The 19,125-nt window shown below is 46.1% G+C and carries 11 protein-coding genes; 9 read left to right on the top strand and 2 right to left on the bottom strand.

The window, feature by feature from the left end:
* The first annotated feature begins 21 nt into the window (after nt 1–21).
* Both MHO32_RS19180 and MHO32_RS19175 read left to right on the top strand, forming a co-directional pair.
* Nucleotides 22–3,969, top strand: a complete 3,948-nt coding sequence (locus MHO32_RS19180) for an enterobactin synthase subunit F (protein ID WP_239213461.1) — start codon at nt 22–24, stop codon at nt 3,967–3,969.
* Nucleotides 3,962–4,903, top strand: a complete 942-nt coding sequence (locus tag MHO32_RS19175) for a hypothetical protein (RefSeq protein WP_061065704.1) — start codon at nt 3,962–3,964, stop codon at nt 4,901–4,903. The genes MHO32_RS19180 and MHO32_RS19175 overlap by 8 nt, the downstream gene beginning before the upstream one ends.
* Before the next feature lie 15 nt (nt 4,904–4,918).
* Here the strand turns inward: MHO32_RS19175 and MHO32_RS19170 are convergent, their stop codons facing one another.
* Nucleotides 4,919–5,791, bottom strand: a complete 873-nt coding sequence (locus MHO32_RS19170; protein ID WP_114321051.1) for a 4'-phosphopantetheinyl transferase family protein — start codon at nt 5,789–5,791, stop codon at nt 4,919–4,921.
* On the opposite strand from MHO32_RS19170, the gene MHO32_RS19165 reads away from it, so the two are divergent.
* Nucleotides 5,766–7,727 carry a TonB-dependent receptor plug domain-containing protein gene (locus MHO32_RS19165; RefSeq protein WP_239213457.1) on the top strand — a complete coding sequence of 654 codons (1,962 nt, stop codon included), beginning with the start codon at nt 5,766–5,768 and terminating at the stop codon, nt 7,725–7,727. The genes MHO32_RS19170 and MHO32_RS19165 overlap by 26 nt on opposite strands.
* Before the next feature lie 62 nt (nt 7,728–7,789).
* Here the strand turns inward: MHO32_RS19165 and MHO32_RS19160 are convergent, their stop codons facing one another.
* Complete coding sequence (locus MHO32_RS19160; protein WP_050924557.1) at nt 7,790–9,112, bottom strand: hemolysin family protein; 1,323 nt, start codon at nt 9,110–9,112, stop codon at nt 7,790–7,792.
* A gap of 197 nt (nt 9,113–9,309) precedes the next feature.
* Between MHO32_RS19160 and MHO32_RS19155 the strand changes: the two genes are divergently transcribed.
* The 6 genes from MHO32_RS19155 (at nt 9,310) to MHO32_RS19130 (ending at nt 19,032) form a co-directional block, all read left to right on the top strand.
* Nucleotides 9,310–10,545 carry a DEAD/DEAH box helicase gene (locus MHO32_RS19155; protein ID WP_239213455.1) on the top strand — a complete coding sequence of 412 codons (1,236 nt, stop codon included), beginning with the start codon at nt 9,310–9,312 and terminating at the stop codon, nt 10,543–10,545.
* A gap of 338 nt (nt 10,546–10,883) precedes the next feature.
* Complete coding sequence (locus MHO32_RS19150) at nt 10,884–11,546, top strand: potassium channel family protein (protein WP_005446558.1); 663 nt, start codon at nt 10,884–10,886, stop codon at nt 11,544–11,546.
* A complete protein-coding gene (locus MHO32_RS19145) occupies nt 11,543–12,910 on the top strand; it encodes a TrkH family potassium uptake protein (RefSeq protein WP_239213453.1) in 1,368 nt (455 codons plus the stop codon). Before MHO32_RS19150 ends, MHO32_RS19145 begins: the two co-directional genes overlap by 4 nt.
* 231 nt (nt 12,911–13,141) lie before the next feature.
* Complete coding sequence (locus MHO32_RS19140) at nt 13,142–16,135, top strand: M6 family metalloprotease domain-containing protein (RefSeq protein ID WP_239213451.1); 2,994 nt, start codon at nt 13,142–13,144, stop codon at nt 16,133–16,135.
* Nucleotides 16,136–16,352: 217 nt separating this feature from the next.
* Entirely contained in the window at nt 16,353–17,822 is a 1,470-nt protein-coding gene (locus tag MHO32_RS19135; protein WP_239213438.1) for a protein adenylyltransferase SelO, read from the top strand.
* Between the two features lie 214 nt (nt 17,823–18,036).
* Nucleotides 18,037–19,032 (top strand): TRAP transporter substrate-binding protein, encoded by a 996-nt coding sequence (locus MHO32_RS19130; RefSeq protein ID WP_009699389.1) that lies wholly within the window; start codon nt 18,037–18,039, stop codon nt 19,030–19,032.
* Nucleotides 19,033–19,125 lie beyond the last annotated feature (93 nt).

Here is a 19,125-nt window from a genome sequence, read left to right as displayed (position 1 = left end):
AAAAATGACAAAGGAATGAACATGTACGATTTACCTTATACGGCAGAGCAGTTGTTGCCGCTTACGGATGCCCAAGCTGGGATTTGGTTTGCTCAGTTACGTGACCCTAAAAACCCAATTTATAAGACTGGCGAATACCTGGTTATTGAAGGCGAGGTGGATGAGCCTTGTTTTGTTGAAGCAGTCAAAACGGCAATTGATGAAGTCGACTCGTTGCACGCTAAGTTTGTTACCACCACCGAAGGACCGCGAATGGTGATAGATAGACAAACCTGGCAAGTCGAACGTATCGACTTTTCGCAACACGTTAAACCGCTTGATGCCGCTGTGACTTGGATGAAAGATCAGTTAAAGCAACCTGTCGATTTGGAACAAGGTCCTTTATTCATCATGGCATTGCTTAAGCTCTCCGATGATCAATACGTTTGGTTCCTTTCACTGCATCACATTGCGATAGACGGTTACAGCATGTCGCTGGTCGCGGGGCGGGTGGCGCATGTTTATGGTCAGTTGGTTAAAGGAGAGCACTTTGAGAAGCTTGAATTTGCAGACCAACAGGCTCTTTTGAAAGAAGATGACGACTATAAAGCTTCTGAGAAATACCAAAAAGATCGCGCATTTTATTTACAGCGTTATGCCGACCATTCTGACACTGTAAACCTTGCGGGTAAGCCGACAGTGACTTCAGACCATTTCCTTCGTCTAAAAGGTGCAATGGCAGCCTCTGACTTTCAGAGAATGGAGTCGTTAGCTAAACAGTGCAGAACACACTGGTATAGCGTACTTATCGCATCTATCGCGGCTTATGTACACCGTATGACACGCTCCAATGAAGTGGTGATTGGTGTGCCTCTGATGGGGCGTTTGGGCTCGGTAGCCATTCAAACTCCGGCGATGCGCGTCAATATTCTTCCCGTACGAGTCAGTTTTGAATCAGGACTGGATATCAAAACGTTGGTGAAGCAAGTTAACCAAGAATTTGCATCGGTTCGCCGTCATCAAAGCTATCGCTATGAAGAGCTTCATCGCGAGCTAAATTTGGTAAAAGATCATCGTAATCTATTTGGTCCATTGGTGAATATTATGCCGTTTGAGTACGAGCATAAATTCGGTGACCTCACTTCAAAAGCACACAACTTATCAGCCGGACCGGTCGATGACATTTCTTTCTATTGCTATGAATTAGCTGGGCAATTACACATCGATATGGATGCGAATCCAGAGCTGTATTCAGAGAAAGAGATTCATGAGCATCAACAACGCTTGTTCCATTTTATGAGTGACTTTTTTACAAGCGCAGAAGCTCAAGATTCTTCTCATTGCCAAGTGAGTGATGTCAGTATTTTACTGGCTGGTGAGCGAGAGAAGGTTGTCGAGACATGGAACGATACCGCTCGCGAAGTGCCGGAAACGACGCTGTCCGCCATCATGGCTCGCCAACGCATTTTGACACCACACGCTCCGGCTTTGATCTTTGAAGGTCAGACGTTGAGTTACGAGCAACTGGCTCGCAAAGTGTATTCACTCACCAACTGGTTAACAGCGCAAGGCGTTGAGCTTGGTGACCGCATTGCTGTGTGTGTCCCAAGAAGCGAAGAGCTGATTGTAGTACAGCAAGCCATTTTAGCGGCTGGCGCGGTTTATGTGCCAGTGGATCCTGACTACCCCGAGGGGCGTATCCACTACATGCTCGAATCTTCTTCACCGAAATTTGTTTTCTCAACCAAGACGCTTCAAGACAAACTGCCGCAAGAGGTTGATGTAAAGCTAGTGGATGATGAGACGCTGCCTACGATATACAAAGTGGTAGAACCGTTGCCTCCTCAAGTTAAGCCAGAACCTCATTCACCAGCTTATATGATTTATACCTCGGGCTCGACCGGGAAACCAAAAGGCGTCGTCGTTACGCATGATGCGATTGTCAATCGACTCTTGTGGATGCACGACCAATATCCAATTGATGCGAAAGACCGGGTATTACAAAAAACGCCAGCAGGGTTCGATGTTTCAGTATGGGAGTTCTTCTGGCCAATGATGGTCGGATCGTGCCTTGTTATTGCGAAACCAGACGGACACAAAGACCCAATATACCTACAAGATTTGATTCATAAAGAGCAGATCACCACCTTGCATTTTGTGCCTTCAATGCTGCAAATTTTCGTACAACAAGCAGATGCCAGATTGTGCCAAAGTCTACGCCAAGTCTTTTGTAGCGGGGAGGCGTTGCCAATGGAGCTGGTCAATCATTATTACCAAGAGTTTGATGCACCATTGCATAATTTGTACGGTCCGACAGAAGCTGCGGTGGACGTAACTTACTGGCCGAGTGAGGCGAATACGCAAGGGAATTCGATTCCTATAGGTCGTCCTGTATGGAACACGCAAATCTATATTCTTGATGACGAACTTAATCCTGTACCTCCTGGTGTGGTGGGTAACTTATACATTGCAGGTCGACAGTTGGCGATGGGCTACTATGGTCAGCCAGAACTGACTCAAGAGCGCTTTATTGACAATCCCTTTGGTCCACAAGGTAGCCGAATGTACTTGTCTGGTGATTTGGCGCGCTGGCGCGAAGATGGTGCGATTGAATACTGTGGGCGAAGCGATTTTCAGGTCAAGATTCGTGGTTTCCGAATCGAGTTAGAAGAGATTGAAAATGCCTTAGCAAACCACCCAAGTGTTGCGCAAGTTGCCGTGTTAGCTCAGGAATATACTGAGAATGATAAACGCCTTGTTGCTTATGTGTCGGCAGAGGATCTTGAGCAGGGAATTGATACTAATGCACTGCAAAAGTACCTTGCTGAGCCATTACCGGATTACATGGTACCAAGCTATTTTGTTGAGCTTGAAAGCTTCCCTTTAACACCGAATGGTAAATTGGATCGTGATGCGCTACCCAAGCCAGATTTGTCTGCTCAAGTGAGCACAAAAGGACCAAGTAACCTTGTTGAAGAGCGTTTATGCAAACTATTTTGCCGCTTACTTGATTTACCGGCGGTTGGTGTGGATGACAACTTCTTTGAATTAGGCGGACACTCGTTGCTTGCTGCTCAGTTGATTGCTCATGTGAAAGAGATCATGGGAATTGAGCTATCGCTTGCGGCGGTGTTTGAGTCTCCGACGGTTTCCGGTATTGCCGCCAAGCTAAATGGCAGTGAAAGTGATGAAGCGCTCAATATCTTACTGCCTCTGCGAAAGCGAGAGGGCAAGCCAGCTATTTTCTGCGTCCATCCTGCTGGTGGCTTGAGTTGGTGCTATGCGGCTTTGACTCCGATTATTCCATCCAATGTGCCTCTTTACGGCGTACAAGCGAAAAACCTCGGTGACCCTTCTTCTCCGCTGCCTAAATCAATGACCGAAATGGCTGAGGATTACGTGGCGGCGATTCGAGAAGAACAACCCTTTGGTCCATATCACCTACTAGGTTGGTCTATTGGCGGCATGATTGCGCATTTAATGGCGGGCATCTTACAGCAGCAAGATCAAGAAGTTGGCTTAGTCACCTTGTTGGACTCTTACCCAACGGAGCAATGGCAAAGTATGCACCCGCCTGGCGAAGAGAAAGCGCTTGGCGCCTTAATTCGTATGGCTGGGGTTGAGTTTGATGAATCGTTGCATTCTAGCCTAACGCGACCTGAAGTGATCGACATCTTACAAGATGCAGGATCATCAATGGCGCACCTGAGCGCTGAAACCATTACGGCAATGGTGGAAGTGGTCATTAACAACAACCATCGCGTACGCGATAGCGTCAATTATCAGTATCAAGGGGATGTGTTGTTTTTCAATGCAGAGAAGCCACCAGAAGAGGCATTTCTTGATCGCAATGGATGGTTCAAATACATGGATGGCGAGCTCAAAGTGATCGATGTCGCGTGTATTCATCGTGAAATGATGCGCCCAGATATGCTGCGTTTGATTGGTTCACATATGGTTGAAGAACTGAGAGAGAGATTTGATGTTTGATACCTCAACCAAAGCAAAAACTAAGGATTTGTTGGAGGGGGCGGTTTCCCCTCTGGCTTTTCTCAAAAGCAAACTTAACGCTGGCAGTGTAGTTGCCATCGGTGAAGCTCATTGGTTTAGCGAACTGTTCGAGAAGATAACGGAAGCCTTACTTGCACCTGAATTGGATGGCTCGTTTTCTCATTTGTTCATTGAATTTGGGAATGCCAAACATCAAGCATTACTCAATAACTACTTATCGGGAGAGACGGTTACTCAAGCTGAATTAGCGGCGGTGTGGTTGGACTCAGTCGCATTTCCCGCTTGGTTGCATCCTTGTTACGGTGCTTTCTTTGAGCGAGTTCGTGCTGTAAATAGCACGCGTAAGGTGCCGATCAAGATAGTGTTGACCGAACCATCGTTCAGCTGGGAAGACATCCAACATTCGAAAGAGTTAGCAAAGCTCAGTGCACAACGTGATCAAGCTTTGGCAGAAGGAGTAGAAAAACAAACGTCGAAATGTGGGCTTGGTGTGGTGGTGTTAGTTGGCGCGAGACACATTCTAAAGTGCTCGCCAACGCTGGGCTTTATGGCAAAACACAGCACCTTCGGTGAGCTAGCGAAACACAAGTTTGGTGAGCAGTATGTATCAGTTTGGCCACACATCTTATCTAGCGAACTGAATGCCCCTGAACATGGCATTTACCCGACGGATCAGCCTTTACTAAAACAGCGCTCGTTTCTTGAACTGATCCCTAAAAAGCCTCCCGTGAATCCATATGCTTTTACCTGCTTAGATGAATTGGTTGATGCTTATTGGTACTTGGGTCCGCAGACAAGGCAACTCGATACAGTAGGTATTTCAATCCCACAAATGTGGAAGTGGCGTTTAGAGCAGCGCTTACCGCTGGTTAATGAACGACAGCAAATGGTGATCAAAAAGGTCATCGAATAGAAATGAATGACGACTTCATGAGGAGAAATAGCACAGTGAGAAAATAAACTGCTTGTTGAAGCAGTAGTAGCCATGAAATGGAAGGTCGGGCAATTTGGCGGTTAAAGAGGTTTGGTTATTTCCAATCAGCTCGAAGCGAAATTGTCCTGAGTTTTTACTCTCAGGCAGCAGCGTGATTTGTGCTTCTAGAAAATCGAAATACACCTGAACAAAGGGGAAGCAGCATTTAAACAAGCTCTCTTTGATGCTGAATATCAGAGCATCAGGTAGGTGGCTAGACGATTTGATTAAGTTCTGTTCGTCACCTGTGTAGATGCTTGTAAAAAGGTGTGAGGCGAGGGGGACATTGCGTTCTACGTCGATCCCTAAGCTTGCGATGTCACTTTTTAATGCACAACCCGCGAGGCAAATACCATCAGTGTGACTGATGCTGCCACTGATTGACTGAGGGAATAAAGGCTCTCTGGATTTTCCCGTCAAAATGAGCGGGGAGTTCCCGTTATCTTGGCTTAAGGAGAGCATTTGTATGGCGGCACGAGCCGCGTTGCGTCCTGCTCTGAATTCTCGCTGGCGTTTAGCTATCGACTTATGAATTTGTTGCTCTTCCTCGGGAAAGCCCAATTTGGAATACATCTCCGGTGTGGCTTTTACGATGTGAACCCTTGGACTGACACTTTCTAATTGAAGACAGAAAGGGTCGAGAATGTTACCCAGCTCGGTGCTTTTCAATGTGTTGCAGTTCAAAAATATAGCCCAGCTCAAATCTAAATGTAAATACGAGTAGTAATGATTGTCATTTATACATTCGTTTATTAGAGTTTGCGAGCTCAATTTATTTATAAAATAGATATAAGGATATGCAGTGAATAGTTTAGTTAAAAAGCCCACATTTATGCCGACAGTGCTTGCCGGTGCACTTTTGACGGCACTCAGTGGTCATGCAGTTGCTAACGATAAAGATGATGTTGTGGAAATGGAACGCATGGTCGTGACAGCGTCTTTAACACAGCATTCAGAGTTGACTGCACCGGCATCAGTGTCGGTGATTACCGCTGACGATCTCGCTAAGATGCCGGTAAAAGACATTTCAGAAGCGGTGCGTAGTGCTACCGGGGTGAGTGTGTTGAGTAGTACAGCTTACGGTCGTAACACCATTCGTATTCGTGGTCTGGATTCTAAGCACACCTTGGTTTTGATTAACGGTCGTCGTATTAACTCTCAAGATGCTTTGATTCGTGGTAACGATTTTGACTTATCAAGCATCCCACTGACTGCGGTTCAGAGAATTGAAGTGGTTCGCGGTCCGGTTTCTTCCCTGTATGGGTCTGAAGCGATGGGTGGTGTGGTCAACGTTATCTTGAAGTCGCCAACCAAAGAGACATCAGGTTCTGTTGGTTTGGAATACGAAAGCATTCTTGAAGGCGACGGTGGTGATGGTGTTAAAGGTCATGCTTACGCTGGTGGTGAAATCGCACAAAACCTTGAAGGCAGCATCATTGTTGAAAGCTCTTCAAGAGATCCGTGGCGTACCGATACTAACCCGACCTTTGATGCATTAGAAAAGAAAGACACCACCAATGTATTTGGTGAGATGGCTTGGCAGCTTACTGATGAACAGCGTTTGATCGCCGATGTGATTTACACCAACGATGAGCGTGAAGCGGATTGGGTCCATCCTCGTTCGGGTGCGCAAACAAATTCTCAAGACTCAACGCGTTGGAACTACGGACTGACGCATGAAGGTGCATGGGAGTCTGTGGATACACAAGTACGTTTGTATGGCGAAAATATGAAGCTTGATGATGCAAGTACGGCGTACACCAATGGCGCTGCTGATGTTGAGCTACAAAACAACACGCTTGATTTTAAAGTTTCTGGTTTGTGGCGTGACTCACATGAGTGGGTGTTTGGTGGCGAATACCGTACTTCTGAATTGGAAAACAGCCGAGATGTACCATCAGGCGACATCGATAACTATCAAGGCGCGGTTTTTGTTCAGGGTGAGTTCGATCTCGATAAATTGGCGCTGACACTTGGTGGTCGTCAAGACTTCCATGAAGTGTATGGTAGTCACTTCAGTCCAAGAGCATATGCAGTTTATAGCTTCACCGATGAATTTGTGTTCAAAGGTGGTGCGGGTGGTGGTTTCCGTGCGCCGGGTATGATGGAAAGCAGCGATCAAGTACGTGTAATCAGTTGTGGTAACCGTTGTTGGTTAACGGGTAACGATGATCTAAAACCTGAAGAATCAGAAAGCTACGAAGCCGGTTTTGCTTATGAGTCCACGTCTATGGGTGTTGGTTTGATGTACTACTACACGGACTTTAAGAACAAGATTGAACGCGACCTAACCAAGCCAGTTGGTGCGGTTGGTAAAATGCCTATCTTCACTTACCAAAACATCGGTAAAGCAGAGATCAAAGGTATCGAGCTTGAAGGTTGGTATGATATTACTGACAGCATCAACCTAAAGGGTAACTACACCTACACGGACGCGAAAGACAAGAGCACGGGTGATACGCTAATGAAGACGCCAGAGCATCTTGCAAATCTTGATTTGAACTGGGAAGTGTTTGACGCATTCACTACGTTTGCGCGAGTAAACTACGTTGGTGAACAGGTGATCACAAACCTAAGCCGTGAGAACAAAACAGTAGATGGCTACACGCTTGTCGGTCTTGGTGTTGCTTATGACTTCCAACAGCTCAATCTTAAAGCTGGCTTGAACAACATCTTTGATGTCGAGCTTGATGATGAAGACGACTACTACGGTTATTCAGAGAAAGGTCGCAGTGCATACGTAAGTGCAACTTACCTATTCTAAAGCGAATACTGGTTTGATCTAACAAGCAGCCTCCTAGCCGGAAGCTGCTTTTTTATTCCGCTTTAATCGCTTTTCATTTTACAGAGCGACTCGGTGACTTTGACTTGGACAATGCGATTATTCTTCACGTGTAGTATCTCAAATTGCCATTGTTGATATTCGACGGTTTCTCCTTGAGTCGGCACGCGCCCAATTAACCACGTCAGAAAACCATTCAATGTTTGGAATCCTTCTATTTCTTCGCCTTCAATATGGTTCAACGTTAGTTTGTACTTCAACTCGTTAAGTGGGATCAGCGCATCCATGATCCAACTGCCATCTTTCTGTTTCTTTGCCCAGAGTTGCTGTGGTGCCATGCCCAATTCACCAGCGATGGATTTAAGCAGATCGTAGTGAGTTACTAGTCCTTGCACATCGCCATATTCGTCGACGATAAACACCATCTCGGTACTGGTTTGTTGCATGTAATTGAGCAGTGGTAGACCTTTCATTGATTCGGGTACGAAGCGCGACCGTTTCAACAGCTTGGCTAAGCGAGAAATGGATAGCTCATCGTATTCATCTAATAACGCCTTAGAGGAAACGGTGCCGATAATGTTATCTAACCCTCCTTTGCAGACGGGCCAAACAGAATGCTGAGTTTGACGTAGATTCCTCAAAATCGCATCGAGAGGTAAATCTAAATCGAGATAATGGATATCGCATCTCGGTGTCATGAGTGAAAGTGCTAGTCGGTCATTAAGGTGGAGCAAGTTACGGATCATCAATTGTTCTTGAGGCTCAATAGCACCACATTCGGAACCTTCGCTAACGACAGCAAAGATGTCCTCTTCTGTGACGATTTCGCCTGCGTTGTTTTGGCGTAGAAGCTTAAGCAGTGTGTCGGTCGAAACGGTCAGTAGCATGACAAATGGCGTGGTCAATTTTGCTAGCCAGTGGATTGGGTAGGCAACGATGACAGCGATGCGTTCGGCATTGTTTTGTGCAAAACGCTTTGGCACGAGCTCACCAATCACGATGGCGAAGTAAGTGATCATGACCACCACAATTGCCGTTGCAAGGATATTTGCTATCTCACGCTCTAAACCTTGTGCGACGAGCCAATGCCCGAATGGAACTGAGAGGGTTGCTTCACCAAAAATACCGCTGAGGATGCCAATGACGGTGATGCCGATTTGTATAGTAGAGAGAAATTGAGTGGGGTTATTCTTAAGCTCTAAAGCAAGACGAGCGGAAGAGCTGTGTTCGGCTGACTTTTTCAGTCGACCGCTTTTGGCAGTCACTAATGCAATCTCAGACATGGCGAACACACCATTGAGCGCGATTAATCCAACCAGTAATAAAATGTCCATGAAGTTTTCCAGTGATGCACACCCTAGCAGCATAACGAGGTTCAAATACAAGAAACGTGAAGTGGCGAATAAATCATCACGCTGTAACAATTGAATGACTTATTAAAAGGATAGAATTTCTTTGTCGCCACGAGTAGATTTCAGTAAGCCTCTGCTGGAGACAGATAGATTCTGTTACTTAGTTCGGATTCTGATACACTACGCGCCCATTTCTTCGTTGAGACGTTTGTATGCCATTTTCTAAGCTTGGTTTAAGTGCTTCTATCACAGATGCTGTGAAGGCGCTGGGTTACGAAAAACCGACTTCTATCCAACAAAAAGCCATTCCTATTGTTCTGCGTGGTAGTAACCTAATTGCCGCAGCACAAACGGGTACAGGTAAAACTGCCAGCTTTGTATTACCAATCTTAGAAAAACTGAGCCGCGGCGAAACGCAACGTAAAAAGCGTGCACGTGCGATCATCCTAACGCCAACGCGCGAATTGGCTCTTCAGGTTCATCAGAGCATTGAAGCGTATGGCAAAAATCTACCATTGCGTTCTATGGCGATGTTCGGTGGTGTGGATTACGCACCGCAAAAACAAGCGTTGATTGAAGGCGTAGACATTGTCGTAAGCACTCCAGGTCGTTTGATTGATCTATACGGTCAGCGTGCTATTCACTTTGATGAAGTGGAAATGCTGGTCCTAGATGAAGCTGACAAAATGTTGGATATGGGCTTTATTGATTCGATTGATAAGATCATCGATTGCATGCCAGAAGATATTCAAAGCTTGCTGTTCTCCGCGACCTTATCTAACCCAGTTCGTGATTTGGCAAAGAATGCAATTGTTGATCCTGAAGAAATCACCATTGCAAAACACAGCGCGTCTAAGTCAAACATTAAGCAATGGATCACCACCGTTGATAAAGACATGAAATCCTCACTACTGAGCCACATGTTGAATGAGAACGACTGGTCGCAAGTGTTGGTGTTCATCGAGACAAAACATGGCGCAGCGAAACTGGTTACTCAATTAGAGAAGCGTGGCATTGTGGCTGAAGCTTTCCACAGTGGTCGTAACCAACGTGTTCGCCAAGAACTAATAGAGAAGTTCAAAGCCGGTGAAATCCAATACTTAGTGGCAACGGGTGTGGCGGCACGTGGCATCGATATTGATAACTTGCCTGTCGTAATTAACTACGATCTACCTTACCCAGCAGATGAATATGTACACCGCATTGGTCGTACTGGTCGTGCTGGTGCAGAGGGCGAGGCGATTTCACTGGTATCGAAAGACGATTTCAAAAACCTGTGCATGATCGAAAGCCGCCTTGGTCATTTGCTAGAGCGTGTAGAAATTGAAGGATTTGCACCGAGAAAACCTGTGCCAATTTCGATTCTGAACTACGTACCGAAGAACAAGCGTAAACCGCAAGATCAGCGTCCACGTCGCGAAAATGGTGATAAATGTAACGCTAAATAACGTTTGATAGCTCTTTTCTACATGATAAGCCGCACCTCGATGCGGCTTATTTTTTACTTTTTTCTTTTCTCTCTGGCTTTTTGTTCAACGTGGTCTCAGTTTTCTTTCTTTATTTGATAGCGAAAACCATGCACAGATGAAGTGTGAAGCATGTAGTTATTCTTTTGATTTAATTGCTAATAATTAGGAAAACTCGTTCAATGTGTCTTACGCTTTGGTTAGATCTTGCGCGAAGGTTTGAGTTAGGGTTTTGTCAATTTTTTGTCGTCATGTTTGCAGATGGTGAGGAATAGGCGCAGACTTTCGCGCCTGCTATTCAACGCATAAATGAGGCACGAATGAAAACTGGTGATAAGCAATTTGCTGTAATTGGTCTAGGTCGTTTCGGCTTGGCCGTTTGTAAAGAACTGCAGGATTCAGGTTCACAAGTTTTGGCGGTAGACATTAACGAAGACCGAGTGAAAGAAGCGGCGGGATTTGTTAGCCAAGCCATCGTAGCGAACTGTACTCATGAAGAGACAGTCGCAGAACTCAAGCTTGATGATTATGACATGGTCATGATTGCTATTGGTGCAGACGTCAATGCCAGCATCCTCGCAACACTTATCGCAAAAGAAGCGGGTGTGAAATCGGTTTGGGTAAAAGCGAATGATCGCTTCCAAGCGCGTGTACTACAAAAAATTGGTGCAGACCACGTCATCATGCCAGAGCGTGATATGGGTATTCGTGTGGCGCGTAAGATGCTGGACAAACGTGTGTTGGAGTTTCATCCACTAGGCAGTGGCTTAGCCATGACAGAGTTTGTGATTGGCTCTCGTTGGATGGGCAAAACACTTGGCGATTTAGCCTTATGTAAGGTGGAAGGTGTACAAGTGCTTGGCTTTAAACGCGGTCCAGAAATCACCAAAGCACCGGATCTCAATTCAACGCTGGAGATCGGCGATCTCATCATTGTTGTGGGACCCCAAGACAAACTTGCGAGCAAGTTGAAATCACTATGAAGCAATTTCATCAGAGAGGCGTGTTTTATGCCCCAGATGGCAAACGAGATAAAGCGAAAGGTGGCGAACCGCGCATTATATTGCTGAGCTTTCTCGGTGTGTTATTGCCTTCTGCTGTTTTGCTGACCCTGCCGGTTTTTTCTGTAACCGGGCTTTCTATCACTGACGCTTTGTTCACCGCGACTTCGGCTATCAGTGTAACGGGGCTTGGTGTCGTAGATACCGGGCAGCACTTTACCTTGGCGGGTAAAGTGCTATTGATGCTCTTAATGCAAATTGGTGGGCTAGGGCAGATGACGCTGTCTGCGGTGCTGCTGTATATGTTTGGTGTTCGTTTGAGTTTGCGTCAACAAGCACTTGCGAAAGATGCATTAGGGCAAGATCGCCAAGTCAACTTACGTAAATTGGTCAAGAAAATCGTTGTCTTTGCTCTGATTGCTGAGACCATTGGATTTATCTTTCTATCTTTCCGCTGGGTGCCAGAAATGGGCTGGCAAACAGGCATGTTTTATGCGCTGTTTCATTCTATTTCAGCATTCAATAACGCAGGATTTGCGTTGTTCTCCGATAGTATGATGAGCTTTGTTAACGACCCAGTGGTGATTTTCACCCTAGCGGGTTTGTTTATCTTCGGTGGCTTGGGCTTCACCGTGATCGGTGATTTATGGCTGCATTGGCGTAAAGGCTTTCACTTTTTGCATCTGCACACCAAAATCATGTTGATCGCGACACCTGCATTGCTTGGCGTCGGTACTATTTTGTTTTGGCTACTGGAAAGACATAACCCAAATACCATGGCGTCTTTGCCTGTTGCGGGGCAATGGCTAGCGGCTTTCTTCCAATCGGCAAGTGCACGTACCGCTGGGTTTAACAGCGTAGATTTGGCTCAGTTTACCCAACCTGCTTTGTTAGTGATGATCGTACTGATGTTGATTGGTGCGGGCTCAACCTCTACAGGTGGTGGTATTAAAGTGTCGACTTTTGCAGTGGCATTTATGGCAACATGGGCGTTCTTGCGCCAGAAAAAGCATGTTGTGATCTTTAAACGCACGGTGAATTGGCAAACCGTAACCAAGTCATTAGCGATTATCGTGGTAAGTGGCGCTATCCTCACCACTGCGATGTTTTTGTTGATGATTACTGAGAAAGCCGCGTTTGATAAGGTCATGTTTGAAACCATTTCTGCCTTTGCGACGGTAGGTTTGACGGCTGGATTGACAGCAGAACTGTCGGAACCAGGTAAGTACATCATGATCGTTGTGATGATCATCGGTCGTATTGGTCCATTGACACTAGCCTACATGCTGGCGCGACCAGAACCGACATTAATTAAATACCCAGAAGATAACGTTTTAACAGGTTAATTGCATTTTAATCTTTTAATATTAATAGCTTACGCGAGAGTTTTGATTATTCGGCTCTCGCGTTTTTTATAAAATTAGTGAGCGAATGCAAATAATTTCGATCTACTCCTGTCACAGCATTTCATTCCTTCTCGATTTCTGTACTATTTTATAGCTCCACTATATATAACTTGTTGTAATCATTTGCATATGAGATGCATGGCTTACACATCGAACTCATGGAGCCGTAGTTTGAAGTTAAAGACTCTCGCACTCACCATGTTGACCGCGCTGATTTCTGGTCACAGCATGGCAACCACCCCCCCATCTCCTATTTGGCAACCCGTGACTCTCAGTGATGGGACGGTCAGTGAAATTCTGGTTCGCGGTACCGCTAGTTTCTACTGGCATGAAGATAAGCAAGGAAATGCGTTAATCAAAGACGGTGACACTTGGTTTTTTGCTGAGATCAAGCGAGAAGCGGATCAGTCGCTACTTGTCTCGACTGGAGTAGAAAAAACACAATCTGCAATCGCTCCACAAGTATCGAAAAACCGCCCTGATGTACTATTAAAACCTTCTCTTTCTTCTTTGAGAACACTAGAACCCCAAGCTCGTGCAAACTTGATGCGCCAAGCTCAGCAAGGATACCGAGCAATGAGTTCATCGAGTGTGGTTCAACAGCCTTTGCTGGTGGTTGAGGTGTCGTTTAATAACCAGACTATGGTTAACGATTTTCAACAGTTGGTGTTTGGCGAAAATCGTCAAAGCGTGGTGGATTATTATGACAAGAACTCACATGGGAAGTATCGCGTCGTACCAGCGAAGGAAAGCTATGGCACTGTGGATGATGGCGTTATTAGTGTCACGGTGAACCAAAACCATCCTAACTGTAGCACCAAAACCAGCGGTGATGCTTGTAATACCAAGCTTAAGGCGGTTTTTTCTGAGGCGTACCAAAAGCTAGACCAATACATCAACTTAGCTCAATACGACACCGACAGCAGCGGTCGTGTCGAACCAACAGAGCTCTCGGTTATGTTTGTTTTTGCTGGTGGGGACTTGGCGGCAAACCAGCTAGATCGTCCTTCTATATGGCCGCACAAATACTCACATGATACGGTGTCAATCGACGGAACTACCATCAGAGACTACTGTGTGTTTGCTGACTTTCAGCAGACGCATCAATCCACATTGGGGGTGATCGTCCATGAACTTGGTCACCTGATGCTTGGGTTACCGGATTTGTACTCTTACAACAGCGATGCATCTATTGGCCAGTGGGGCGTGATGGGTGGTGGTTCTTGGGCGAAGAAAGAAGGCGACCGTTATGCTGGAGATACACCGGTCAACATGAGTGCTTGGAGTAAGCATGCTGCGGGCTTTGTACTGCCGGACATTGCGCAATCCAGCGATGAATCTGCTTCGGTTGAAAATGGGCAAGTGAAGCTCGTTTATCTTGATCCTTATCTTAAAGAGTTCGGTCCTCGTATCTACCTTGAGAATAGACGGTTTGAAGGGTACGACCGAGCATTGGTATCAGAAGGGGTGTTGGCAACGTCGGTGAACATCTCAAATCGATTCAATGATGTCGGTGATATGCAGGTGCAGATCATGCAAGCTGACGGACGCAAACAATTGGAAGCCGGTTTTCCTAGCGACGATCGAGATCTTTATCCAAATGGTGGCACGAACATTTCTGACGATTCCAACCCTAGTTTGACCGGCATAGCAGGCTTTAACACGGGTGTTCGTATCTCAAATATCTCAAGTGAATCAAACTCGGCAACGTTTTCATTAACCATGCCAAGTGAGCCAAACAAGTCGGCGTGGCAAAACTCGTTCCATCGAGGATATGTTTACCCAAGCTCTGATGACGCTTTGGCTGTCTCTTTGGATCTTAAAGTGGCTTCAGAATTGGATGGCTTGCAACTTTATGTGACACCTAATGACAATGCTGGGGTGATGAACTACAAGGTATGGCGTTTCCCACATCCTGGATTTGAATCGTTCAGTTTGCAGTTCGATCAAAATGAGGCGCAGCTTCTGCAGGCAGGCTCACTTCGTAGCAGCACTCGTATTCTGTTTGAACAACCAAGTCGCATAACGGCAGGTAAGCATTTGCTTGTGGTTGAAATTGAGAACGGGCGTTTTGAATCTAACTATAACTTTAGAAGCACCTTAGCGACGGAACAAGAAGCAGTGCCAACGATTTGGGCAGGAGATCGTGAACGTATTTACTCTTCGGGTTTAATGCGTCAAAACTTCTCTTACATTCCTTTTGGCGCGCTGTTTGATATTGATTCAAGCAATATCGTAGAGGCTAAAACGGACACGGTGACGACGGACAAAAACGTGCCTGTAACGCTTGCGCTTACGTCGAATGACTTTATTGCCCCTGGCTATCAATTCAATGTGGAATACACGCAACAACCTACGCATGGCACATTGAGCGGCACCCAATACACACCTAAAGAAAACTTCGTGGGTAATGACAGTTTCCAGTATCGTCTTGTTTCTTCAGACGGTGCGCTGAAATCGCTGCCAGTGGCGGTGCAAGTGCGTGTTAATGGTCAAAATGAAGCGCCAACAGCCAATGCCGAAGTTGATATCGGTAGCATGACAGCGAACGGGCAAGGCAGCTTGTCAGCTTCTTCAAGCTCTGACCCTGATGGTGATGCACTTAACTATAGATGGCAGCAAACGACGGGTACTAAAGCCATTATTTCAGATGCGAATAGTGTGAACGCGAAGTTTACTGTGGCGCAAGGAACGAAGGCGGGCGAGACGCTTACCTTCCAAGTGACAGTCACGGACCCTAGCGGTTTGTCTGCAACCGCGACGGTTAGTGTTGATGTTGAGAACACGCCGCCGGTTACTAATCAAGATAGCGCCAGTGTTGAGTCTGGAAAGAGCATTATGATCAACGTGCTCGCCAATGATTCAGATTTCAATGAAGATCGCTTAGTGTTGCAGAGCGTGAGTAATCCATCCGGCGTGGGAACGGCAAGTGTGGTGGATGGAAAGATCCAATACCAAGCACCTCAAGATCAAGTGGCGAATGTTCAACTGGAATACACCGTGTCGGATGGGAATGGTGGCTTGGCGACTGGCTCAGTGAATGTGTCAGTGGTGGCTTCGGTAAGCAGCTTAAGTTTTGACAATTCGGATAGTGGCGGTGGTGCTTTGTCTTACTGGGCACTATTGTTATTGGGGCTGTTTGGCTGGCGTCGTCGCGAGCAATAAGCGTCTCTTGTTCATTCATTAAAGCCACTCAGCCGAGTGGCTTTTTTATTTCTTTAGTTGTCTCGTCCCCGTAGTACAGTGACGCGTTGTGAAGTCATCTCATGTTGGTCTGTCGTTATCGGTATTTCGTAAATACCCATGAATAATTCGTGGCTGAAGAGAAAGCTGTTCAGCGCTTATACTCACGTTTAGGAAGTCGTTTTATTAAGGAACCACTATGTCCATCTGGGAAGGTGTTAATTTCACCCATCGCTTCAGTGACCTGCCATCTGCGTTTTTCACTTATGTCACGCCACAGCCTTTAGATAACACACGTTGGGTTGTTTGGAACGGAGAATTAGCGAAGCAATTTGGCTTACCAGAAAGCGCGAATGAAGAGTTGTTGAATGTGTTTGCAGGGCAAAACGAATTTGCATCATTTGCTCCTTTGGCAATGAAGTACGCAGGGCATCAATTTGGCGTGTACAACCCGGATTTAGGTGACGGTCGCGGGTTGTTACTGGCTGAGATGCAACACCAAAATGGCACTTGGTTTGATATTCACCTCAAAGGAGCAGGGCTCACGCCGTACTCACGGATGGGGGATGGTCGGGCAGTATTGCGCTCTACGATCCGCGAATATCTGTGCAGTGAAGCCATGGCCGGGTTAGGCATTCCTACGACCAGAGCGCTTGGCATGATGGACAGCGATACGCCTGTTTACCGTGAGAAGATGGAATATGGCGCGCTACTGATTCGAATCGCTGAAACGCACATTCGCTTCGGTCACTTTGAGCATTTTTTCTACACCAACCAACTTAGTGAGCAAAAGTACCTCGCTGATAAAGTCATCGAGTGGTATTTCCCAGATTGTTTAGAAGTGGAGAAACCATATGCTGCCATGTTCGAGACCATCGTGGAGAAAACCTCAGTTATGATTGCGTACTGGCAAGCCTATGGTTTTGCCCACGGTGTGATGAATACCGACAACATGTCGATACTCGGGCAAACTTTTGATTATGGACCGTTTGGCTTCCTCGACGACTACGATCCTAATTACATCTGCAACCATTCGGACTACCAAGGGCGGTATGCCTTTGAACAGCAACCACGTATCGCTCTTTGGAACCTTTCGGCTTTAGCACATTCTTTGTCAGCGCTTGTGCAGCGGGAAGATCTGGAGGCCGCACTAGGAAAGTTTGAAGTGCGCCTTAGCCAGAAGTTCAGTGAATTGATGCGCGCCAAACTCGGTCTTTTGACCAAAATAGAAGAAGACGGACGCTTGTTCGAAGCCATGTTTGAACTGTTAAACCAAAACAAAACGGACTACACGCGATTCTTCCGTGAGTTGTCTAACTTAGACGTTAACTCGCCCCAAGCTGTGATTGATTTGTTTATTGATCGAGAAGCTGCAAGTGCATGGGTAGACTTATATCTTGCCCGCTGTGAGTTGGAAGTGGACGAGCGCGGTGAGTGCGTATCAGCAGAAACTCGCTGTGAAAAGATGCGTCGAGCGAATCCAAAATACATCTTGCGTAACTACCTAGCTCAACTTGCCATTGATAAGGCAGAGGAAGGAGACTTCAGTGAAGTAAGCCGTCTGGCTGAATTGCTCAAGCGTCCTTATGACGAGCAGCCAGAGTTGGACGACTACGCCAAACTGCCTCCAGAGTGGGGGAAAAAGATGGAAATTAGCTGCTCTTCTTAAATGTGTCATTCTCCACCCATCACGCAGATTAGCATGGGTGGATTTAACCCCTTTTTGCACTGGCTAACTTTTGAATTTAATTTAACTTACTGATTTTAAGTTGATAATTGAGTTGGTCTACAACTTGCTCCTTGTTGAACATCTGTACCCATCACCCTCTGCCCGTTTGGTATTCATGGAAAGGATGGGATGTGATTCAACAAGGAGAATAATAATGTTCAAGCCTCTAACCCTTTTGTCTGTATCTGCTCTAGCCATCACCAGCTTTAATGCTGCTGCAAACTGTGACCCTGGTGAAACCGTGATCAAGTTCAGTCACGTAACGAACACAGATAAACACCCTAAAGGCATTGCTGCCTCGCTACTGGAAAAGCGTGTAAATGAAGAGATGAACGGCAAAGTTTGCATGCAGGTCTTCCCTAACTCGACGCTTTACGACGACAACAAGGTGCTTGAAGCTCTGCTTAATGGTGATGTTCAACTCGCTGCCCCTTCTCTTTCTAAGTTTGAGAAATTCACCAAGAAGTACCGCATCTTCGACCTTCCTTTCCTTTTTGAGGATGTGGCGGCTGTCGACCGTTTCCAAAACTCGGAATCCGGTGAAAAGCTGAAAAATGCAATGAAGCGTCGTGGCTTGCAAGGTCTGGCATTTTGGCATAACGGTATGAAGCAAATGTCTGCCAACAAGCCATTGATGTTGCCTAGCGATGCGGAAGGTTTGAAGTTCCGTGTGCAAGCTTCCGACGTATTGGTGGCTCAGTTCGAACAGCTTGGTGCAAACCCTCAAAAAATGTCATTTAAAGAAGTGTATGGCGGTCTTCAAACCAAAGTTATCGATGGTCAGGAAAACACATGGTCGAACATTTACGGTAAGAAGTTCTTCGAAGTACAAGATGGCATTACTGAAACCAACCACGGCATCCTAGATTACTTAGTTGTGACATCGAACGATTTCTGGAAAAAGTTACCAGACGATCAGCGTGAACAGCTTAATACCATTATTCAAGAAGTGACGGCTCAGCGTAATGCCGAGTCAACCAAGGTGAACCTTGCTAATAAGAACAACATCATTGAAGCCGGTGGTGTGGTTCGTACTTTAACGCCTGAGCAGCGTCAAGAGTGGGTGACGGCACTGCAACCTGTGTGGAAGAAATTCGAGAAAGACATTGGTTCAGATCTTATCGATGCCGCTCTTGCTTCCAACCAATAATCAAACAGCCCAAGTTCTTTGGGCTCATAAGTAAAAAGCACTAAGCACTACGATTGGTCCTCGCGTACTCCAATATGGAGGAGGGGGACCCTT

It is taken from the genome of Vibrio sp. MMH1-50, from assembly GCF_022347645.1.
GTDB classification, from domain to species: domain Bacteria; phylum Pseudomonadota; class Gammaproteobacteria; order Enterobacterales; family Vibrionaceae; genus Vibrio; species Vibrio harveyi.
This window is presented reverse-complemented; position numbering and strand designations above follow the sequence as displayed.